Source organism: Lederbergia lenta NBRC 16444, assembly GCF_001591545.1.
In the GTDB taxonomy this organism is placed as follows: domain Bacteria; phylum Bacillota; class Bacilli; order Bacillales; family Bacillaceae_C; genus Lederbergia; species Lederbergia lenta.
The window spans coordinates 47,330-68,435 of record NZ_BCVC01000008.1; the positions used below are offsets into that span (position 1 = coordinate 47,330).

19 protein-coding genes are annotated in these 21,106 nt (G+C 33.3%); 14 read left to right on the forward strand and 5 right to left on the reverse strand.

What is annotated here, in order from left to right:
* Positions 1 to 203: 203 nt before the first annotated feature.
* The 7 genes from rplQ (at position 204) to rpsI (ending at position 5,273) form a co-directional block, all read left to right on the forward strand.
* On the forward strand, positions 204 to 566 hold the full coding sequence (gene rplQ, locus BLE01S_RS17430; RefSeq protein ID WP_066145292.1) for a 50S ribosomal protein L17: 363 nt from the start codon (positions 204 to 206) through the stop codon (positions 564 to 566).
* Between the two features lie 335 nt (positions 567 to 901).
* Positions 902 to 1,741: an energy-coupling factor ABC transporter ATP-binding protein gene (locus tag BLE01S_RS17435; protein ID WP_066145295.1), complete on the forward strand. Its 840-nt coding sequence runs from the start codon at positions 902 to 904 to the stop codon at positions 1,739 to 1,741.
* Positions 1,717 to 2,586 carry an energy-coupling factor ABC transporter ATP-binding protein gene (locus tag BLE01S_RS17440; RefSeq protein WP_066145298.1) on the forward strand — a complete coding sequence of 290 codons (870 nt, stop codon included), beginning with the start codon at positions 1,717 to 1,719 and terminating at the stop codon, positions 2,584 to 2,586. The genes BLE01S_RS17435 and BLE01S_RS17440 overlap by 25 nt, the downstream gene beginning before the upstream one ends.
* On the forward strand, positions 2,583 to 3,380 hold the full coding sequence (locus BLE01S_RS17445; RefSeq protein WP_066145301.1) for an energy-coupling factor transporter transmembrane component T family protein: 798 nt from the start codon (positions 2,583 to 2,585) through the stop codon (positions 3,378 to 3,380). Before BLE01S_RS17440 ends, BLE01S_RS17445 begins: the two co-directional genes overlap by 4 nt.
* Before the next feature lie 16 nt (positions 3,381 to 3,396).
* Complete coding sequence (gene truA, locus BLE01S_RS17450; protein WP_066145304.1) at positions 3,397 to 4,137, forward strand: tRNA pseudouridine(38-40) synthase TruA; 741 nt, start codon at positions 3,397 to 3,399, stop codon at positions 4,135 to 4,137.
* A 286-nt stretch (positions 4,138 to 4,423) separates the two neighbouring features.
* Positions 4,424 to 4,861, forward strand: a complete 438-nt coding sequence (gene rplM, locus BLE01S_RS17455; RefSeq protein ID WP_066145307.1) for a 50S ribosomal protein L13 — start codon at positions 4,424 to 4,426, stop codon at positions 4,859 to 4,861.
* A 19-nt stretch (positions 4,862 to 4,880) separates the two neighbouring features.
* On the forward strand, positions 4,881 to 5,273 hold the full coding sequence (gene rpsI, locus BLE01S_RS17460; protein ID WP_066145309.1) for a 30S ribosomal protein S9: 393 nt from the start codon (positions 4,881 to 4,883) through the stop codon (positions 5,271 to 5,273).
* 68 nt (positions 5,274 to 5,341) lie between these two features.
* On the opposite strand, the gene BLE01S_RS17465 is transcribed toward rpsI, so the two are convergent.
* From BLE01S_RS17465 to BLE01S_RS17485, 5 genes are all read right to left on the reverse strand, one after another.
* A complete protein-coding gene (locus tag BLE01S_RS17465) occupies positions 5,342 to 6,382 on the reverse strand; it encodes a tyrosine-type recombinase/integrase (protein WP_066145312.1) in 1,041 nt (346 codons plus the stop codon).
* 94 nt (positions 6,383 to 6,476) lie between these two features.
* A complete protein-coding gene (locus tag BLE01S_RS17470) occupies positions 6,477 to 6,674 on the reverse strand; it encodes a helix-turn-helix domain-containing protein (protein ID WP_066145313.1) in 198 nt (65 codons plus the stop codon).
* A 26-nt stretch (positions 6,675 to 6,700) separates the two neighbouring features.
* Complete coding sequence (locus BLE01S_RS17475) at positions 6,701 to 7,807, reverse strand: replication initiation factor domain-containing protein (RefSeq protein WP_231955874.1); 1,107 nt, start codon at positions 7,805 to 7,807, stop codon at positions 6,701 to 6,703.
* A 95-nt stretch (positions 7,808 to 7,902) separates the two neighbouring features.
* Entirely contained in the window at positions 7,903 to 9,219 is a 1,317-nt protein-coding gene (locus tag BLE01S_RS17480; protein ID WP_197713564.1) for a hypothetical protein, read from the reverse strand.
* Positions 9,203 to 9,589, reverse strand: a complete 387-nt coding sequence (locus tag BLE01S_RS17485; RefSeq protein ID WP_066145317.1) for a hypothetical protein — start codon at positions 9,587 to 9,589, stop codon at positions 9,203 to 9,205. The genes BLE01S_RS17480 and BLE01S_RS17485 overlap by 17 nt, the downstream gene beginning before the upstream one ends.
* A gap of 222 nt (positions 9,590 to 9,811) precedes the next feature.
* On the opposite strand from BLE01S_RS17485, the gene BLE01S_RS17490 reads away from it, so the two are divergent.
* From BLE01S_RS17490 to BLE01S_RS17520, 7 genes are all read left to right on the forward strand, one after another.
* Entirely contained in the window at positions 9,812 to 10,825 is a 1,014-nt protein-coding gene (locus BLE01S_RS17490) for a helix-turn-helix domain-containing protein (RefSeq protein WP_066145319.1), read from the forward strand.
* Positions 10,826 to 11,268: 443 nt separating this feature from the next.
* Positions 11,269 to 11,712, forward strand: coding sequence for a JAB domain-containing protein (locus BLE01S_RS17495; RefSeq protein WP_174521745.1), 444 nt, complete (start codon positions 11,269 to 11,271; stop codon positions 11,710 to 11,712).
* 177 nt (positions 11,713 to 11,889) lie between these two features.
* The gene (locus tag BLE01S_RS17500) at positions 11,890 to 13,578 is read left to right on the forward strand and encodes a class I SAM-dependent DNA methyltransferase (protein WP_066145321.1); all 1,689 of its coding nucleotides are present in this window, start codon (positions 11,890 to 11,892) and stop codon (positions 13,576 to 13,578) included.
* Positions 13,571 to 14,758: a restriction endonuclease subunit S gene (locus tag BLE01S_RS17505; RefSeq protein WP_066145324.1), complete on the forward strand. Its 1,188-nt coding sequence runs from the start codon at positions 13,571 to 13,573 to the stop codon at positions 14,756 to 14,758. Before BLE01S_RS17500 ends, BLE01S_RS17505 begins: the two co-directional genes overlap by 8 nt.
* A gap of 14 nt (positions 14,759 to 14,772) precedes the next feature.
* A complete protein-coding gene (locus BLE01S_RS17510; protein ID WP_111703362.1) occupies positions 14,773 to 17,991 on the forward strand; it encodes a type I restriction endonuclease subunit R in 3,219 nt (1,072 codons plus the stop codon).
* Between the two features lie 228 nt (positions 17,992 to 18,219).
* Positions 18,220 to 19,224, forward strand: coding sequence for an SIR2 family protein (locus BLE01S_RS17515; RefSeq protein ID WP_066145327.1), 1,005 nt, complete (start codon positions 18,220 to 18,222; stop codon positions 19,222 to 19,224).
* Positions 19,211 to 21,106, forward strand: coding sequence for an ATP-binding protein (locus BLE01S_RS17520; protein ID WP_066145329.1), 1,896 nt, complete (start codon positions 19,211 to 19,213; stop codon positions 21,104 to 21,106). The genes BLE01S_RS17515 and BLE01S_RS17520 overlap by 14 nt, the downstream gene beginning before the upstream one ends.

Here is a 21,106-nt window from a genome sequence, read left to right on the forward strand (position 1 = left end):
AAGAATATGTTCAAATGATTGGATGAAAAAGGCATTGAATTTTAAGTAACGATTCAAGATGGGGACGAGCGAATTTTATTTGTTTGTTAGAACCCAAGAAATGGATAGTGAAAAAGTTCGACAGCCAATTTATTTAGCTTATTTGAACAACCTCTGAATTGGATGATGACATATAACTAATATCAACAAAGGAGGGAAACTTGATGTCTTATAGAAAACTAGGACGTACGAGCTCTCAACGTAAAGCTATGCTTCGCGATTTAACAACTGATTTAATTATCAGCGAACGCATTGAAACGACTGAAGCACGAGCAAAAGAACTTCGCTCAGTGGTGGAAAAAATGATTACACTTGGGAAGCGTGGCGATTTGCATGCGCGTCGTCAAGCAGGTGCATTCATCCGCAATGAAGTTGCAAATGCTGAAACGAATCAAGATGCACTTCAAAAGCTGTTTGCTGACATCGCTCCACGTTATTCAGAGCGCCAAGGCGGTTATACTCGTATCATGAAACTTGGACCGCGCCGTGGTGACGGAGCTCCAATGGTTATCATCGAATTGGTATAATAGCTACAAGTTTTAAAGGGCGGGGCAGTTGCTTTGCCCTTTTTTTAAACAAATTGTGAGCATAACATTGATTGCTATCAGCTTAATATTGCTCGCAGTACGAGATACTGACTTTTTATATTTATCTAAAGCTAAAAAAGAGCGTTACGATAGGCACTTTTTCTTTGAAGTGATCCTGTCTAGCTCGATGCGCCTCCTCCCTCAATTCTGAGTAGATTCATTAATGGATCGGAAACTAGCAGTGGTTTCTTGGATTGAGGCGCAGGCTTTTTTCTATTTACGGACTTTTTTGAATAAAGAAGTTTCACTTTGTTGAAAAAAGGGAGGGAAAAGCAGTGACAGCTCCGGTAATCTCCATAGACAATATTTCATTTCGTTATGATGAACAAGATGCCTATGCACTTAAAGATGTTTCATTCTCTGTAAAAGATGGAGAATGGCTAGCAATAGTTGGCCATAATGGATCAGGAAAATCTACATTAGCAAAAATTTTAAACGGACTACAATTTCCGGAAGATGGATCTATCATGGTTCAAGGAATAACAGTATCTGAAGAAACTGTATGGGATATTCGTGGTATGGTAGGAATGGTATTTCAAAGTCCCGATAATCAGTTTGTTGGATCGACAGTACAAGATGATGTGGCTTTTGGTTTAGAAAACAATGGGATCCCACATGAAGAAATGGAAAAACGTGTAAAAGATGCGCTTGACCGCGTACATATGACTGACTTTCTCAATCAAGAGCCACACCATCTTTCTGGAGGTCAAAAGCAACGTGTAGCAATTGCTGGTGTTATTGCTTTAAGGCCTAAAGTGATTATTTTGGATGAAGCCACTTCTATGCTCGATCCACTGGGTAGAGAGGAAGTCCTACAGACAGTGAGAGAGCTAAAAGATGAGCAAGATTTAACTGTCATTTCTATTACTCATGATTTAGAGGAAGCAGCTAAAGCAGACCGAATTATTGTAATGAATAAAGGGCAGGTATATACAGAAGGCAGTCCAGATGACATCTTTAAAATGGAAGAGGAACTGATAGCATTAGGACTTGATATCCCATTTCAAATAAAAATGGCAAAAGCTTTAAGGGAAAAAGGATTAGATGTTTCAAAAAGTTATTTGACAGATGAAGAGTTGGTGAATGAGCTATGGACATTGCACTTCAGCAAGTAGAATATAAATACCAAGCGAACACGCCATTTGAGCGGCTTGCCATTCAAGATGTTGATATATCGATACCTGAAGGGATGTTTTTAGCCTTAATTGGCCACACAGGATCAGGGAAATCTACGGTAATTCAGCATTTAAATGCGCTTCTTAAACCAACAAAAGGTCAGGTTATAATTGGCGATCGTACTATTTCGTCTGACAAAAAAGAAAAGAACCTCAGACCAATCCGGCAAAAGGTAGGGATCGTTTTTCAGTTTCCTGAGCATCAACTATTCGATGAGACTGTAGAGAAGGATATTTGTTTTGGACCAATGAATTTTGGTGTGTCAGAGGAAGAGGCAAAAGAGCGTGCGAGAAGACTGATTGTAGAGGTAGGATTAACAGAAGAAGTTTTACAAAAATCGCCTTTTGATTTATCTGGTGGACAAATGCGACGAGTTGCAATTGCTGGTGTATTGGCGATGGAGCCTGAAGTTCTCGTGTTAGATGAACCGACAGCTGGCTTGGATCCGAGAGGGCAAACAGAGATCATGGACATGTTCCATCGTTTGCATCAACAAAAAGGGTTATCAACTATACTTGTTACACACAGCATGGAAGATGCCGCAACATATGCTGATGAAATTGTCATTATGCACAGAGGGAAAGTAAAAGAAACTGGTGATCCACGGACGATTTTTTCAAAGCCTGAACAGTTACTTTCTTTAGGTTTGGACGTACCGAAAGTTGTGAATTTCCAATACAAGCTCGAAAGAAGATTAAATAGAAAGCTAGGAAAAACTTGTTTATCGATTGATGAATTATCTTCAGCATTACAAGAGCTAAAAGAGCGAGGTGACTCGCTATGATGGAAAAAATGATATTCGGAAGGTATATCCCGGGTGACTCCATACTGCATCGTCTTGATCCCCGTGCAAAATTATTATTTGTTTTTGGTTTTATTTGTATTGTTTTCCTTGCTAACAATCTATACACGTATGGCTTGTTATTATTATTTGTAGGTATCATTATTTTATTATCAAAAATGAATATAAAATTTTTAATCAATGGATTAAAGCCAGTTTTATATTTAGTTATATTTACTTTTTTTCTTCAACTTTTTTTCAATAAAGAAGGAGAAATTATTTTGTCTGTTGGCGTTATTAACATATATGAAGAGGGTCTTAGACAGGGGATCTTTATTTCTATGCGATTTATGTTACTAGTATTTGTCACTTCGCTTTTAACATTAACGACGACACCAATTACGTTAACAGATGGATTAGAAAGTATCTTGCATCCTTTAAATAAGGTGCGTTTTCCTGTTCATGAGCTTGCTTTAATGATGTCTATCTCACTACGATTTATTCCAACATTAATGGATGAGACAGATAAAATCATGAAGGCGCAAATGGCAAGGGGAGTAGAGTTTTCTAGTGGGCCAATTAAAGAAAGAGTTAAAGCTATTATTCCATTATTAATACCTCTATTTGTTAGTTCTTTTAAGAGGGCAGAGGAGCTTGCAACCGCAATGGAAGCAAGAGGTTACCGTGGTGGAGAAGGGCGAACGAAATACCGCATTCTTGAATGGAAGATACGTGATACTGCCGCAGTGGGCTCGCTGATAGTGCTTGTAGTACTGTTAATCTTATTCAGATCCTAAAGATGAGGGTTGAAAAATGCAACGTTATAAAGGAATTATTGCTTACGATGGCTCAGGGTATTCTGGGTATCAAATTCAGATAAACGGCAAGACTGTTCAAGAGGTACTTGAAAAGGCATTGAAGAAAATGCATAAAGGCATAGAGATCAAGACGGTGAGTTCCGGCCGGACGGATGCAGGTGTGCACGCATACGGTCAAGTCTTTCATTTTGATTCGTCACTTATTCTCTCATCAGATAGATGGGTAAATGCAATGAATGGTTTGCTTCCAACAGACGTGGCATTACAAAGCGTGGAAAAGGTAAGTCAAGATTTCCATGCACGCTACGATGTTGAGGGGAAAACATACAAATACTTTCTGTATACCGGAAAGATAAGAAATCCATTCGAACGAAATTTTACATCTTATTACCCATATAAGTTAAATATAGATCGCATTAGGGAAGCAGCGCCTTATTTTGTTGGAACACATGACTTCACGAGTTTCTGTTCCGCAAAAACGACAAAGGAGAATAAGATTAGAACCATCTCTATACTCGATATAGAAGAACGAGAAAATAAAATTATTTTTACGTTTACAGGAAATGGATTTCTTTATAATATGGTAAGGATTATTGTAGGAACGCTTCTCCATGTAGGTAACGGGAAAATTGATCCGGAGGATATCCCTGCAATTTTTGCTGCCCATGATCGGCAGCTTGCGGGAAAAACGGCACCGGCAGAAGGACTTTATTTATGGGATGTGTATTATAAGTAATACAAGAAAGCGTAAGTTCACGATACAAGTAAAGGATTTAGAGAAATTACTTCATGAGCCAATAGAGATATTTAATTATTGAACTTCAATATGATCTTCACTTGCGCTAGAAAAGATAAAAAAGTTGAAACAACTTCACCTGGTGTATAAAATAAAGTTGACTTTTCTTGTAAAAAATGATAAGATATCCAATGGTATTGTTTTTAATCCCACGATAAGCCCCGGAAACTTATTGTGATCAAAATAAATACGAAAATGAATTATTTAACTTTTGGGAGGGTAACAAATGCGTACTACGTATATGGCTAAAGCCAGCGAAATCGACCGTAAATGGTACGTTGTAGACGCTGAAGGCAAAACGCTTGGTCGTCTTGCAACTGAAGTCGCGTCTATCTTGCGCGGTAAACATAAACCAACATTCACACCGCATGTTGATACAGGCGATCACGTGATTATTGTTAACGCTGAAAAAATTGAATTAACAGGTAAAAAACTAACTGATAAAATTTACTATCGTCACACTGGATTTGCAGGCGGTATTAAATCTAGAACAGCATATGAAATGCGTACAAAATATCCAGAAAAAATGCTTGAGCTTGCTGTTAAAGGCATGCTTCCTAAAGGTTCTTTAGGACGTCAAATGTATAAAAAGCTTCATGTTTATGCAGGCGCTGAGCATCAACATCAAGCACAAAAACCGGAAGTATACGAGCTTCGCGGATAATAAAAGGGAGGGCATTATATTGGCACAAGTTCAATACTATGGTACAGGTCGCCGTAAAAGCTCTGTTGCCCGCGTACGTTTAGTACCAGGCGAAGGCCGTATCATCATTAACGATCGTGATGTAGAAGAATATATTCCATTCGCGGCTTTACGCGAAGTTATTAAACAGCCACTAACAGCAACTGAAACAGTAGGTAGCTACAATGTATTAGTTTCTGTAAAAGGCGGCGGCTATACAGGACAAGCAGGAGCAATCCGTCACGGAATCGCTCGCGCATTGCTTGAAGTAGATCCTGAAAACCGCGGTACACTTAAACGTGCAGGACTGTTAACTCGTGACTCACGCATGAAAGAACGTAAAAAATACGGTCTTAAAGGCGCACGTAGAGCACCACAGTTCTCAAAACGTTAATCAATTCCTTATTGCATCAACGTTTACAAAGGTTATTTGGTTCAAGTTGGTTCAAATCAGCTTAAACCTCATAAAGAACTTAACAGACTTAAAGCATCGGCATCTTGCTGGTGCTTTTTTTCTGGCATTAATTCCAGATAATAATTCTGTGTGGTTTGAATATTTATGTGTCCTAATCGTTTGGAAACATAAGCAATATCTATATCTTGAGCAAATAAAAACGATGCATGGGTATCTCTTAGACCGTGAAAAGTCGTTTTTTTAATGTTTAATTCCGTTAATAAATCAGCCAATTGTTCGGATTGTTTAAAGCCACCAAAGCCGAAAATATAACCATTCTCTTTAACAGGCATTTTACGAATAAGCTCATACACTTCTTTGTTGATAGAAACATCACGTTTCGCATTTTGTGTCTTTAATGAAGTGTCATCAGAAGTGGGACTGATAGAATGTCTAACTTCTATTCCGTATTCATAAAGGCTCTCAGGTCTTATTGCTAGTAGCTCTCCACGTCGCATACCCGTTTCTAATGCGAGTAGTACAAGTAGGTTGAATTCATCTTCTGGACGCTGCAAAACGTAATTACGAAGCTTTTTGAAGTCAGTAATCGATAATGCCTTATTCCGCTTAGGTGGATTTTCACCACGTGTTTTTACTAAACGAGCAAAATCATTAGCAATATAACCACGAGCATATGCATCGCGTAAAGCTGTTTTAATCTTCAATAGTATTTCATGTGTAGTTTTTCGAGAATGTGTCTTGGCATACTTATCTATCTTCTTCTGAACAACAATATCGTTTAAATCTTTTAATTGGATGTCTTGAAATAAGTTTCGAATAACCCCTAAAGTACGAACATAATTTTGAAACGTCGTTTCTTTAACATCGTTTACTTTTACAAGATAAATCCAGTTCTCAAAGAAGTCTGCAAACGTAGTTGTTCTATAAGCGAGTTCTTTGCCTTCTCCTTTCGCCAATTCCATTTCTAAAGCCCAAAGTTCTGCTTCTCTCTTTGTCGGAAAAGTTTTAGAAAGTTTTTTATGTTCTCCTCGTTTGTATAAAGAAACTTGCGCCCGGTATGATTTTCCCCTTTTAATAATACTAGCCATGCTATCAATCCCCTTCATAAAAATAGTTGATAGATGCTAGTTGAATACAACTGTATTGTATTCCGAACCTAACATCTTATCAACTATCAATAAATTAAACCGAGTGTTTTTCAATAAATTGTATTAAAGATTTCATTGTGTATCGTTCATGCCGACCAATCATGAAACGTCCAAGCCCTTTATGCGGTCGTATATATTTATCAAATGACTTTGGGTCTACACCTAGAAAACGAGCAGCTTGTTCTCTAGTTAAAAGATATGGAAAGTCTTGTGAAGTCATATCAATGCTCATGAAGACATCATCTCCTTGTGAATTTCTTATTTAAACGGATAACCTTGTTTTGTATATAATGGTGAATACTTTTTTAACCAAGCTATGACATCATCATTAGGTTCATAGTTTTCAAATTCATCGTAAAGAAATGCTAAACACTTCTTTAGCCCCTCATCTCCCCAAATACGCCAAACTTTAAATAAGTAGGGAAATAATCCTGACCCATTTAAAATATGCTTCTGTGATTGTTCTAACAGGTTCAATCGTGGCGAAGGGGAACTAAACATAAAATTTCTCTGATTAAGCAAATTAAGCATTTTTCTAGTGTAATTCGTTAATCTTTTAGATTTGTCATAATAAAATTGGTAACGATCAGTCAGAGCTGAAACTAATAAATCTTTTAACTCTGTATCATTACTTATATCTTCTAGCTTGTCTGATAGGTCATGAGCATAAGCGCCCTTATAAACTGCTTCAAAGCGTACCCAATCATCATAATGAATAGCCTCTTCATATCGAACGCCCATTGTCTCAACTTGTTCAATCTTCTTATCATAGACCCTTAGTAAAGCTTTTATATTTTTGCCTTTCGAACCCAGATAAAAAGTTGAGGTGATATTATTTTTAGTTAATCCCGATAAAACTGAATGGTTTTTTCGACCAGTTGCAGTTTTAACGATTTGATTTTTATTAGAAAGCTGATTATAAATTGTGTTTACATTCACTTTTTCATTGATGAAATCAATTGCAATGTCAATTCTCGATAGTCTGGAAGAATATAAGGTGCTGTTGTTTATTTTCGTGAAAAACTGATGTATCTGTATCGGACTAGTGAATAATGATTCATATTGCTTTCTGTATTGCATCCATGCGTGCGCAGAAAATTTTATACAAATTCCCATCTGAATAAAATCAGTATGATAAGCGATTGCGAAATAATATGGAGCATCGTCGCAAACAAAACCATTTGAATAACCTTGAGGTAATGAATATGTCGTTTCTTTTAGTTTGCCTAATACGGTTTCTAATTTGGACAGTCTAACAAATTCATTAATGATATTGATTGCCATGCCTTCCCAGCCTTCAATTTGGCTAGGTCTCTTCGTTGATTGTAGGACTAGTGTAAATTCATCGACTTGAACATCTAACAAAATTATCACTCCTTTCAAGTCGTGAAACATTGATACATCCGCACTAGCTGTGATTTTCTTGTTTTGTGGAGCGGGGGTTATTACATAACCCCCGCTTACTCATTTAAATCATTCACAGCTTCTAGTATATTAAAATCCAAATAACTAAAATGACAAAGTTTCGGTTGGTTTGCCACTAAAGGACATACGAAAAGCCCTTCCCCTAATTGAAAATCTTTCTCTTTTGTATCAACTCCTGCACCAAATGCTGTTATATTTGTTTGTCTTTCAGCATTTCCAATCACGAACTTTACTGGAAGATTCTCACGTATATATGTTGGTATTAAGTTTGAATCTGATTTCTGCATAACAAACCAGATAAAGAAACCCAATTGCCTTCCTTGTAAAACTACTTGTGAAATTAAAGACATTACTTCATCACGTCTTTTCTTCTCCATTGACTGTAACTCTGTTTGAAAACTTGCAAATTCATCAAAGATTAAAACATGTGCTGGATATCCAAAATCTGCATAGGTAGCTTCAAGTTTTGTGCCTAGCTTCTCTTTCAATTCGAATTTATATTGATTCATTAAGTCGTTAAAACCTTTTAATAAATTTACAATTTCATTGAAATTTGAAGCTGAGTTATGAGCAGTTATTTTTTCGCCTATTACAGATAAACTCGAGTTTTTAGGATCTGCAAAATAAAGATTATATAATTCTTTCTTGAGTAGCATTTGAAGAATTAAGGAATACAGGGCATATGTTTTGCCTGACCCTGTTTGCCCAACAAATAATGAGCTATGCAAAGGTATTTTTGTGAATTTATCTATGAATAGATGCTGTTCATCTGTTTTTAATGCATACTTTTGAAAGTCCTCTAAACTTTCAAAAGTAAGCTGACGGTTAATGTGACTATCATAAATTTCAAATATATAATATTTTTCATCTCTAGATAAATAAGATCTCTCTACAACATATCTATTTAAAGCAATAGATATATTGCTAGAACTAAGATCTTTTTCCATATGAATATTTTCTATATATAACTTACCGATGGATAATCCTTTTTCAAATTCTATTTTGATTTTTGGTAACTGTGCTATTTTTTTATTCAGGTGAAATCTAATGTTATAGTATTTTGAATCTAAAAATGCTTTCCTTAAATTCAGTACAGTAGAATAGTGGATAAAAGCATACTTTATCCCTTTATAACCTTTATTCCTTATCACCCAAATAAGGGCTTGAACTATAATTATTGAAACGATAATAGTTATTAAAAAGGGGTTACTGTATTTTGCAACCCCTATACTTAATAGATTATCAGTAATCGAAATAATTAATGTAAATATTGTAAGGCAGATAAGTGTAGTGTATACGTAGATGCCATTTTGGATTCTAACTGTACTAATTGTCCTATTTCTTATTGACATTTACTTTCTCCACATCTTCAAATCTAAGAATTAAATCAAATTCTATAACAAAAGATTTTTCTGGTATGAAATTAATAAGACGTACATATTCACCTTTTTGTACTTCAATTGACGTTTTATTATTTAGAACTGTTACATCAAATGTGTTTAAAGTGTTATTGTCTCTTTTCAAACCGCTTTTTTTATCGATTCCATATTCAGTATCATCTTTTGTAATTAACAATGTTAAAGTTACTCCACTTTCATTAAGATCTTTCTTACTTGTAAACGGTCGTTGTGATACTAATCGATAAAGATTATGTGTGTTTGTTAAAAATTCATCTGCTTTGAATTTGGTTTCTGTAAAAACCCAAGTGTTAGCGATTGGCATTCTGATTCCTCCTATTAAATGAGCTTGTAACAACAATTAGTGAGAACATAGCTTTTTGTCTTAACACCTCCAGGACTAAATGATAATAATAGATCATGCGTTTTTTATCGCCCTCTTTCTTTACGTTATGACTCTATTTTATTTGTTTTTTTATTATTAGAGGTGGTACATTTGAGGTGGCAACTAAGCTGAGTTTGCTACCACAAAAAAGGGGTGCGAGTATTGTTAAATTTTGAAACCTTTTTATATAAAAATATAGGAGCAAAAATAAAAAAGTATAGGGATAGCTTAGATATGACCCAAGATCAATTTGCTGCTAAATTAAATTCAGATTATTATATAAGTCTTGACAGATATAGATTGTCTTCTATTGAGAATGGAAGAGCTAATAAAAAGAAAAACCCTTACTTACTAACAGCTGAACTAATAAAAGTATTTTCAAACTGTATGAAATGTGAAACGAAAGAATTAATATTTGGAAATTATATTGAAAGGGAAGAAAACGTAAGACTATTTTTATTAGCAATAATAATGAATAGTGAAAAAGATGAGGAAGAAGAATATATTATCCCTTTTATGGACTTTTTATTTAGGAACAAAAATAGAACGATAACTTTAAAAGAAAATGAAGAAAGGTATATAAGTGCTTCGGGGATTATGAAGGGATTAAATAAAGTTGAAGAAAAATATCCATTTTTTACCAGTGGAAAAATATATAAAAAGTATCAAAATCTTTTAGGAGTGCCTAGTTTAAGAATAGAGTTAATATCTAATTTATTAATTAAATTGTTGATGGGTGATTTTGAATTTGCAAATTATTATATTTTGAGGATGAGTAGTCTATGTAAAATAAATGGATCTAATGAAATCGTATATTCTTTCATTGAAAATAAAGGGATGATTGGTGGGGCGTTAATAGAAAATAAACACAACTTTTATGTCTTTGCAAATGCGTTTGAAAAAATGTGGAAACGGCATAAAGGATTATTTATGGAATATTTTGAAGGGTATTTATTCAACAAAAGAATAAAGCCCGAACTTAAATATAAAGAGATAAATAACAAATTATTTTATGATATAATCATAGATCCTGAATTTTCAAGACTTATATTTTCAGTTATAGAAAAAGATAGATTTTCTATAAAGACAATGGATGGACATTATCTATTTTATCAACATTTGCTTAATAGGTATGTGGATAAGGAAATTGAGAATTCTATTGAACATCCTTATTGAATATAAACTAATTATTCATTGGTATGTACAATCTATAAATGATTAAAATCGTTTTATATATGAAATGAAAAATGGAGATTTTTCTGAGTTTACACATTAAAGCATTAACAGTATTTGTATCATGTCATAATTATTCTTGGCTATTTTTATAATTCCTTTCAGCTCCCCTAATTGTAATCTCCTAATGTGTCCATAAAGCAAGGACTCATTATCGATTATATAAAGGGTCTTTGTTCTTCGGATGTTATGAGTCAGCCAAGTAGGATAAGTGTGCGTAAGAAAGCATTTAGCGCTTTTAACGCACACTAATTCATTGGGCTTCCCCAAAACATATACGAATCACTCGATAGCTTTGCTACTTACGCCACTTGACATTAATCGATGCAAAGATTCTCTCTATGGTGACCAAAAAGTCATAAAAAATTATAGAGAGGTTGATCTAAATGGAAATCATTTTAGAAGTAGTTCGCATTGAACAAATTATTCGAGAGGCAGAACCAGGTGTTTATTATATCATTCGTAGTCCGGAAGACGGAGCGAAGATAGCGTCTCGCTTTATTAGTCGTGATGATCGTGAAGTGTTTTTTGTTATGTGTTTAAATACGAAAAATAATGTTATCGCGGTACATCGTTGTCATGTTGGTTCATTGAATGCCTCACTCGTTCATCCACGCGAGGTGTTTAAATCAGCAATACTTAATAACGCAGCAAGTGTAATTGTTGCGCATCAGCATCCAAGTGGTGACATAACATCATCGATGGAAGACATTAACGTTACAAAGAGATTAGTCGATGCTGGAAAGCTACTAGGCATCGAACTACTCGATCACCTAGTAGTAAATAGTGACAACAGTTTTACTAGCCTTAAAGAAAGAGGCTATATTTAAAAGGGAGAAATAGCTTTCTTTTTTTCTTCAAGATGCTACATGTAATAGCTAATGAATGAAAATGATGAGCTGTTTTATGGTAGAATATAGGGAGAAAGTATGAGAATAAAGGATCTAAACTATAAATAATTCAAAAGATAAATGAGATATTAGAATAAACTGTAGGGAGAGTTTTCATTGAATCAGGAATTGAATGACTTAAAGAAAAATTTATGGGAAGTAGCCGATGAATTACGTGCAAATTCAGGTTTAAAAGCATCTGCATATTCGACTCCTATATTGGGGTTAATATTTTTAAAGTTCGCGGATGCTAAATACGGACAATTCAAAGATGAGATTGTAAAAGAATATGAAGCATTAAAAGGTGGAAGACGTGAAAAGAAAATAGAAGAAATTGCAATTGAAAAATGTGGGTTTTATTTACCAGAACAGTCGCGTTACTCCTATTTACTAAATTTAAGTGAAGAAGAGGATATTGCTAATAAAATAAAAGAAGCAATGGAAGGTATAGAAAAGTTTTCGCCCGAATTTGCTGGCGTATTACCAAAGGATAATTACCATGATTTAGGTGCCGATGTTAATAATAAAATTTTAAATAGACTATTGAGAAACTTTAACGATATTCCGACAGATTTAAAAAACGATATTTTTGGTGAAGTATATGAATACTTTTTAGGGAATTTCGCATTAGCCGAAGGTCAAGGTGGAGGAGAGTTCTACACACCAAGAACGGTTGTACGCTATATGGTTGAAGTATTGCAACCATCAGAAGGTAAAGTTTTAGATCCTGCTTGCGGATCTGGAGGAATGTTCGTTCAAACAGCACATTATGCACAAGCACATAAAGAGAAAAATGGTGGACAACCTTTAAATTTAAGAGCTTACGGTGTCGAAAGAACTGGTGAGACTGTTAAATTAGCAAAAATGAACTTATTTTTAAACAATATACGTGGTGAAATAACAGAGGCAAACTCATATTATACTGACCCGTATGATTCCTATGGAAATTTTGATTATGTGTTAGCAAACCCACCTTTTAATGTAGATAATGTGGAATTAGATTTGGTGAAGGATCAGAAGAGGTTTAATAAATACGGTGTACCACAAACAAAAGGAAAAAAGTCCAAAGTACCAAATGCAAACTATTTATGGATTAACCAATTTGCGACTGCTTTAAATAAAACAGGAAAAGCAGCACTTGTTATGGCAAACTCGGCTTCAGACGCAGGGCATAGCGAAAAAGAAATCCGTAAAGCATTAATAGAAGATGGTATTGTTTCGCAAATGGTTGCACTTCCTTCAAATATGTTCAGTACAGTTACATTACCGGCAACACTATGGTTCTTTGATAAGCAAAAGAAAAAGGAAGATGAAATACTATTTATAGATGCACGAACTATATTTACGCAAGTAGATCGCACTTTAAGAAAGTTTTCTGATGAACAAATAAAAAACTTAGCAATTATTAATCGCTTATATGAAGAAGATAGCGAAAGTTTCTATGCACTTATTAAAGATTATGAGGGAAATAGAGATATTGCAACTTCAGAAAAGGATAAAAAGTACTTCCAAAAACAAATTGATTGGTTATTGGAACGTTTTCCAGATGGTAAATATCAAGATGTAATTGGCTTGTGTAAGGTAGCTACACTTGATGGTGAAGCTGGCATTATTGAACAAGATTATTCATTAAACCCTGGAAGGTATGTTGGAGTTGTTATAGAAGATGATGGCATGACAGCAGAGCAATTTAAACAAAATTTATCTAGTTTAAATGATGAGTTTAAACAATTAAATGAAGAAGTAAAAGAACTGGAAGTGCAAATCCAAAAGAATTTATCTAGTTTGGTGATTGAGTATGAATAAATGGGAAACTATCAAATTCAAAGACTTTGTCGCCTTGAAAAGGGGATATGATTTACCACACCATAAAAGTAAAGATGGAAATTATCCAGTTATTGCCTCGACTAATATACGAGGGTATCATGACGAATATAAAGTGGAACCGCCTGTAGTAACGGTTGGGCGCTCAGGTTCCATAGGACAAGTACAAATCATCTACGATAAAGCATGGCCATTAAACACTACTTTATATGTAACTGATTCTAAAGGGAATAATATTAATTTTATATATTATTTTTTGCAGACAATGGGATTGGAACAGTTTAATTCAGGGGCGGGAGTCCCGACATTAAACAGAAATCATATTAACTTATTGAAAATAAAAATTCCCGATATAAAAACACAGGAAAAAATAGCAAACGTTCTTTCAACATACGATAAATTAATCGAAAACAATAATCGTAGGATTGAAATCTTAGAACAAACAGCAGAAGAAATCTATAAAGAATGGTTTGTACGAATGAGATTTCCAGGGTATGAAAATGCGGAGTTTGATAAAGGAATACCAAAGGAATGGGATGTAAAAAAGGTTGGTGAAATAATATCATTTGATATTGGTGGTGGTTGGGGTACAGAATCACCAGAAGAAGATTCTACGAAAGAGGCCTATGTTATAAGAGGTACAGATATACCTAACATGAAGTATGGTGAAATTAATTATGAACTATTAAGATTTCATAAAGATAGCCAACTAACAAACAGAAGATTACGATCTTCAGATATAATATTCGAGGCTTCAGGGGGAAGTAAAGATCAAAGGCTAGGAAGAACATACTATATTACTAATGAAACATTATCAATGTATGATGAAGATGTAATTTGTGCAAGTTTTTGTAAGGTAATTAGAATAGATGAAAAATACCTATCATGGTATTTTAATCATTATTTAAATTATGCATATAAAACTGAAACCTTGTCAATCTTCGAGGTACAGTCAACTGGAATATCTAACTTTGGTTTTACTAACTTTAAAAAACATCATCAAGTTTTATTACCAACAGTAGACATAATGAAGCAATTTTTTGAATTAACATATAATATGTACATTGAAAAACAAAAATTAGGAAGGAAAAACGAAAACCTAAAAAAACAGCGTGATCTTCTTTTACCACGTTTGATGAATGGTACGATTGAGGTGAAGTAAAGGAGGGGAATAGTGTGAGGAAGATAATCACTGAATTTATGATAGAACAAGCTTGTATAAAAGTATTATCTGAAAATAATTACTATGAATTTATTAATGCAAATATTAGTGCGGATAAAGTGTTTGCTTCATTAAATGTTTTAGAACATGAAAATGATGGAACAGGTCGTTCCAACATACAAGAAGTAGTATTATCACAAGTGCTCTATGAAAGTTTGCAAAGATTAAATCCACATATACCTGACCGCTTTTTTAAACAAATTGTAGAGGATTTTAAACTTCCTTTTACAGATAAAGAACTAGAAGTTGTTAACTATGAAAGATATAAACAATTAAAAAATGGTATTAAAGTAGAGTTCGAAAAAGACGGTAAGAAGCAATATGAAACAGTTCGTATTATTGACTTTAATAATGCATCAAAAAATACGTTTACAATTGTTTCTCAAATGTGGATTAAAGGGGAAACCCAACATCGTAGACCAGATTTACTTTTATTCGTAAATGGATTACCACTTGTGTTTAATGAGCTGAAAAATTCAGATGTTAAATTAAAAACGGCATACGATAAAAATTTACAAGATTATATTCGTGATATCCCTCAATTATTTCACTTTAACCAATTATGTGTGCTATCAAACGCATCTGAAACAAGAGTAGGAAGTTTTACAGCGAACTACAGTCACTTTTTTGAATGGCTACGTTCAACAGAGGACGATAAATTAAATCGATCACAAATACGTTCAGAAGGCACAAGTATTCAGTATTTGTTAGATAATCTCTTGAAGCGTGAAACTTTACTAGACTATGTTGAAAATTTTATTCTTTTTGAAAATAAACGAATAAAAATTTTAGCTAAAAACCATCAGTTCCTGGGTGTTAATAATGGTATTGAATCATTTAAAAATCGTAAAAAGTTAAATGGTAAACTAGGTGTGTTTTGGCATACACAAGGTAGCGGCAAGTCTTATTCAATGGCAATGTTTATTAATAAGATTAATAGAAAAATGACAGGAAATTTCACGTTTTTAATAGTTACAGACAGGCAAGACTTGGACGATCAGCTTTACAAAAACTTCTTAAGAACAGAAACAGTAACAGAAGAAGAGTCGGCTAACCCTAAAAATGGTGCAGCTTTAAGAAAAGATTTACAAACGAATAAAGCCTTCCTATTTACTCTGATACAAAAGTTTCGCTATGACAAGGGAAAAAAATATCCAGTGTTATCCGATCGAGATGACATTGTTGTTATTGTAGACGAAGCACATCGTACACAATATAAATCATTAGCGGAAAATATGAGAACAGCTCTACCGAATGCTCAATATATGGCTTTTACAGGAACGCCATTACTAGGATCTAAAAGGTTCACAAATCAATGGTTTGGTGATTATGTTAGTGAATATAACTTTGCACAATCCATTGAAGATGGTTCAACTGTTCCTTTATATTACTCAAGAAGAGTCCCTGAAGTATGGCTAACAAATAATTTTTTAGAAGATGATTATCTAGAAATAATCGAAAATGAAAACTTGTCACCAGAGGAAGAAAAAAGGTTATCAGATTATTATTCTAAAACAAATGAAGTACTGAAGCGTGATGATCGTTTAAATATAGTTGCACAAGATATTGTTGAACACTTCCCTAACAGGGGATATTTAGGAAAAGCAATGGTAGTATCAGTAGATAAATTTACTACTGTCAGAATGTATAACAAAGTACAATATTATTGGAATGAGAAGTTAAAAGAGTTATATCAAGAACGTTCTAACGCTCGTTCAAAAGAAGATAGAGAACGAATTAATCGCCAAATTAAATACATGCAACAAATAGAGATGGCTGTTGTTGTTAGTGAAGATGGTGATGAAGATCAAAGGTTTAAAAATGAAGGATTAGAGATTAAAAAACATCGTGAACGGATGAATCATATCGATGAAAATGGCCATGACATTGAGGATAACTTCAAAGATCCGAACAATCCATTATCTTTAGTCTTTGTTTGTGCGATGTGGTTAACAGGCTTTGATGCGCCAAGTGTGTCAACAATTTATTTAGATAAACCTATGAAAAGTCATACGTTGATGCAGACTATTGCACGAATTAATAGAGTATTTCCTGGCAAGAATTCAGGGTTAATAGTTGATTATTTGAACTTATTTAAATATATGCAACAAGCGCTTGGTGATTATGCAAACCCAGATAATGCTGACGAGATGCCTGTGAAAAATATTCAAGCACAAATTGAATTGCTAGATAATGTCATTGAAGAAACAAGAGTTTTTTGTAGGGAATTAAACATCCATTTAGATAGAATCCTGCATAGAAATGAAACCTTTGATCAAATTGAACTTTTTCAGCAATATACAGATATATTACTAGAAAAGGATGAATACTTTGAAGAGTTTAATATCTATGTAAATCTATGTAAAAATATCTATGAAGCTTGTAAGCCAGAAATATTTGAGTTTGATTGGGAAAATAAATATTTATCTGTCATATTGTATCTGGGTGACATGATTAAAGCATCCGCTAGAGAAGAAAGTATCGAAAGTGCAAAAGTAGCATTGAGTAGAACATTAGATTTGAGTGTTAAATCAACATATGTTCATGAAGATGCAGGAGACAACAAATATGAAGTTACAAAAATGAAGACATTAAATTTATCTGAGATAAATACAGAAGATGTTAGAAAAACAATAAAAGAATCTCAATACAAAAATATTGAAATTCAGGAATTAAGAATATTTATTGAAGATAAATTAGACAAGCTCTTACAAGATAATAAAACACGAATTAACTTTGTAGAAAGATACCAAGAGTTGATAAATCGGTATAATGCTGGGAATTCAACAAATGAAGATTATTACGAGGACTTAGTTGATTTTGTAGATAATTTGAAACAAGAAGATGAACGTCATGTAAGAGAAGGTTTGATTGAAGAAGAGCTAGAAATCTATGATCTTTTAAAAAAGGATAAATTAACGAAGAAAGAAGAAGAAAAAGTTAAATTATCTGCGAAAAAGTTATATGAATCAATTAGAAATGAACAAAGCAAAACTAACGTTATTGATTGGTACAAAGATGAACAACCGAGGAAGGCTGTTAAATTTGAAATTGAAAAAATATTAGATGAAACATTACCAGATAGTTATGATAAGGATATGTTTAATTTAAAAACAGAAGTTATTATGACTCATTTAATGGAAGAAGCTATGATGGAAAGTGCCTTCTCTTAGTGAGTAATTAAAGTGAATCTATATATATAGAGAATATTATTTTATTATTTTAAATGTATTCAACTAACATCTTTCATTTTGATTTACCTCAGTTAAATTATCAAAAATTAATGAAATTCAAGCATCGGCAGAAATGTTGATGCCTTTTTTATAGTTTCAATTTGGGATATTAAAAAATCTGTGAAGCAATTCTAAATACAGACAAAATAATTAGATGGGAGTATGAGGATGAGCAAGGATATTGTAAAACAATTAAGAAACCTAGCAATCACAAAACAACTTAATTTTCTTTTAGGGTCTGGAGTATCAGTACCTGCTATTCCGTTAATGGGATCGTTTCATGATATATTCGGAAAGTCGGCTAATGAGCAGTTATTTGAACGAGTTCAGGAAGTTAGTAAAAAGTTATTAACAAAAAATAACTGTGAATTAGCTGATGAAAATATTAATACTGTTTTGTGTAGTTATCAAAAATTTATAGAGAGCGTTGTTTCAATATTAAATTTATCTAACTCGCGACAGGTGCCGAAAAATGTAAATATTTTTACAACTAATTATGATTTGTATATTGAAAAAGCAACTGATCAGATTTTAAAAAAGTATAAGTTGGTATTTAATGATGGGGCTAGTGGATATTTTGATCGCTATTTAGACAGCTCAAATTATAATCGAACAGTTTCCTATAAGGGATTAAATGATAATTATATTAATGAAATCCCATCGATAACATTGATAAAGCCACATGGATCAATGAATTGGGAAAAACATAATGAAAACATTTTAATAAAAAATGAAGTAGTTGATGAACCCGTTATTGTTATACCTGATGGATATGAAGCATCAACCACTTTTGAAAGTAATCATTTTCATGAAATGTTGCGTATTTTTCAAATGGAGTTAGATAAACCGCAATCAGTTTTATTTGTTATAGGATTCTCTTTTCAAGATAAACATATTGCAAAAATGGTTAAACGCGCAGTACAGAATCCTGAACTAATGGTGTATGTATTTGGATTCACCGATAGTGACAGTGAAATTTTCTTAAATAATTTAAATTTTGAAAGCGAAAGATCGAATTTTATAATTTTGACACCTGAAAATTTCGATGAAGCTTATGTTAATAAAAATATTGACAATGAACACGATATAGAATGGCTTAGTTTTACTTTATCTAACCTAACAAATATATTAAATGGTATGAAATTGGAGGAATCCAAGGATGATAAAGCATAGTAAAAGATTAGGTGTGATTGTAGGAGTTGAAGGGGATGTATCACAGGTCGGTATGTACCATATGTCTAATGACGCTGATTTCATATGGTATGGAGATGTTTTGACAGGCCCTAAAATAGGTGCATTTCTAACTATTAATCAAAATGAAGTTAAAATTATTGCAACAGTTTCGACTGAAAAGATTATAGATCAACAAAATACGATTAGAAGTACTGAATTCGATAATCGATATACTAAGAATTCTATTAATCGTATAATAACCCTAAAAGTTAAAGGAGTAATATGCGGAGATAAATTTGAAGTTACTAGTCAGTATGTTCCGATGATTGGTAATGAAGTAACTTTAACTACGAAGGAAGAACTTAGAATTATTTATGCAATTGATAGTACCGAATCAACGCTCACTATTGGAGAATCAATCCTAGAAAGGCAACCAATAAAACTATCTATCAATAATTTTTTCGCATCACATATAGGGATTTTTGGTAATACTGGTAGTGGGAAATCAAATACGTTACATAAATTATATTTAGAACTTTTTAGATCTGAATATTTTCAGCAAATTACTCAAAAGTCACAATTTTTTATTATAGACTTTAACGGGGAATATACAGGTTCAGATATGTTTGGTGTGAAAAATGAACATAAAGAAATTTTTGAAATTAATACTAGAAATGAGGGGCAAGGTCGGAAATTGCCAGTGAAAAAAGATTATTTATTTGATGCTGACATTTTAGCAATATTATTTGATGCTCGACCAGCAACTCAGGTACCATTTTTACGAACAGCGCTAAAGACTTATAAAGAGAAAGTACAGGATGTAGATAGCTTTGCAAAACTAGAGATTGGGTTATTAATATCAATCATTAGGGGTACTAAAAGTGTGGCTGGTGACGCACTTGATAATTGGATATCAGCAGCTGAAAGTCTAGGTGTTGAAAAAAGTTACTTTCAAGGGCTTGAAGATAATCTTATAAAAAATCATTTTGGTAATTTGGAGATAAAGTCAGCAACGGGAGTAATGATTCTTGAAAATGGGCAAATTACTCAACAAGGAAAAGAAGAACTTAAACTTGATGATTTGAATAGAGAACTCACTGCTTTATTTAATAGTGCTACTCCAATTCAAAGGCTTAACTACTTTCTTCAGTTTCAAAAAGTTTATGTTTCTGCATGGAAGTCTGCAAATATTGAACATATAAATCCATTATTTAATCGGATAAGAACATCATTTGATAGTCTAGAAAAGGTTATTGAAGTTTATGATGATATTTCAGGGAAATACAAGACAATGAATATAATCTCACTTGTGCATGCAAATCAAGAAATCACTCGTTTAATACCTATGCTGATATCAAAAATGATTTATGATGAACATAGATTTAAGGTTGCGGGTCAAAGTATCAATCAAACAAGACATTTGATTATCGATGAAGCTCATAATATTTTAAATGCTGAGTATAGAAACAATGGTGATGATTGGCAAGATTATCGTTTATCAGTGTTTGAAGAGATTATTAAAGAAGGTAGAAAGTTTGGCTGTTTTTTGACGCTTGCAAGTCAACGTCCTGCGGATATTTCACCAACTATTTTATCACAAACACATAATTATCTTATACATCGTCTTGTAAATGAGAAAGATTTGCGTATGCTAGAGAATACTATGCCAACGCTTGATAAAAGTTCTTATCAAATGATTCCTAGTTTAGGTAAAGGTGAAGTAATTATAACGGGCAATGCCATGCAAGTTCCAGTCTTTGTCAAAATACCAAAAGAGGAAAATATACGTCCTAACAGTGACGATGTATTGCTTACAAATTTATGGGGGGATTTATCTGACTTTACAGAAACTATTGAGGAATCCGTTAAGATTTCAATCTAG

Excerpts from the sequence above, each read along its gene's own strand:
- rplQ (WP_066145292.1), top strand. The coding sequence starts at position 204 with ATGTCTTATAGAAAACTAGGACGTACGAGCTCTCAACGTAAAGCTATG.
- BLE01S_RS17440 (WP_066145298.1), top strand. The coding sequence starts at position 1,717 with ATGGACATTGCACTTCAGCAAGTAGAATATAAATACCAAGCGAACACG.
- BLE01S_RS17445 (WP_066145301.1), top strand. The coding sequence starts at position 2,583 with ATGATGGAAAAAATGATATTCGGAAGGTATATCCCGGGTGACTCCATA.
- truA (WP_066145304.1), top strand. The coding sequence starts at position 3,397 with ATGCAACGTTATAAAGGAATTATTGCTTACGATGGCTCAGGGTATTCT.
- rplM (WP_066145307.1), top strand. The coding sequence starts at position 4,424 with ATGCGTACTACGTATATGGCTAAAGCCAGCGAAATCGACCGTAAATGG.
- BLE01S_RS17465 (WP_066145312.1), bottom strand. The coding sequence starts at position 6,382 with ATGGCTAGTATTATTAAAAGGGGAAAATCATACCGGGCGCAAGTTTCT.
- BLE01S_RS17470 (WP_066145313.1), bottom strand. The coding sequence starts at position 6,674 with ATGAGCATTGATATGACTTCACAAGACTTTCCATATCTTTTAACTAGA.
- BLE01S_RS17480 (WP_197713564.1), bottom strand. The coding sequence starts at position 9,219 with ATGTCAATAAGAAATAGGACAATTAGTACAGTTAGAATCCAAAATGGC.
- BLE01S_RS17485 (WP_066145317.1), bottom strand. The coding sequence starts at position 9,589 with ATGCCAATCGCTAACACTTGGGTTTTTACAGAAACCAAATTCAAAGCA.
- BLE01S_RS17495 (WP_174521745.1), top strand. The coding sequence starts at position 11,269 with ATGGAAATCATTTTAGAAGTAGTTCGCATTGAACAAATTATTCGAGAG.
- BLE01S_RS17505 (WP_066145324.1), top strand. The coding sequence starts at position 13,571 with ATGAATAAATGGGAAACTATCAAATTCAAAGACTTTGTCGCCTTGAAA.
- BLE01S_RS17515 (WP_066145327.1), top strand. The coding sequence starts at position 18,220 with ATGAGCAAGGATATTGTAAAACAATTAAGAAACCTAGCAATCACAAAA.
- BLE01S_RS17520 (WP_066145329.1), top strand. The coding sequence starts at position 19,211 with ATGATAAAGCATAGTAAAAGATTAGGTGTGATTGTAGGAGTTGAAGGG.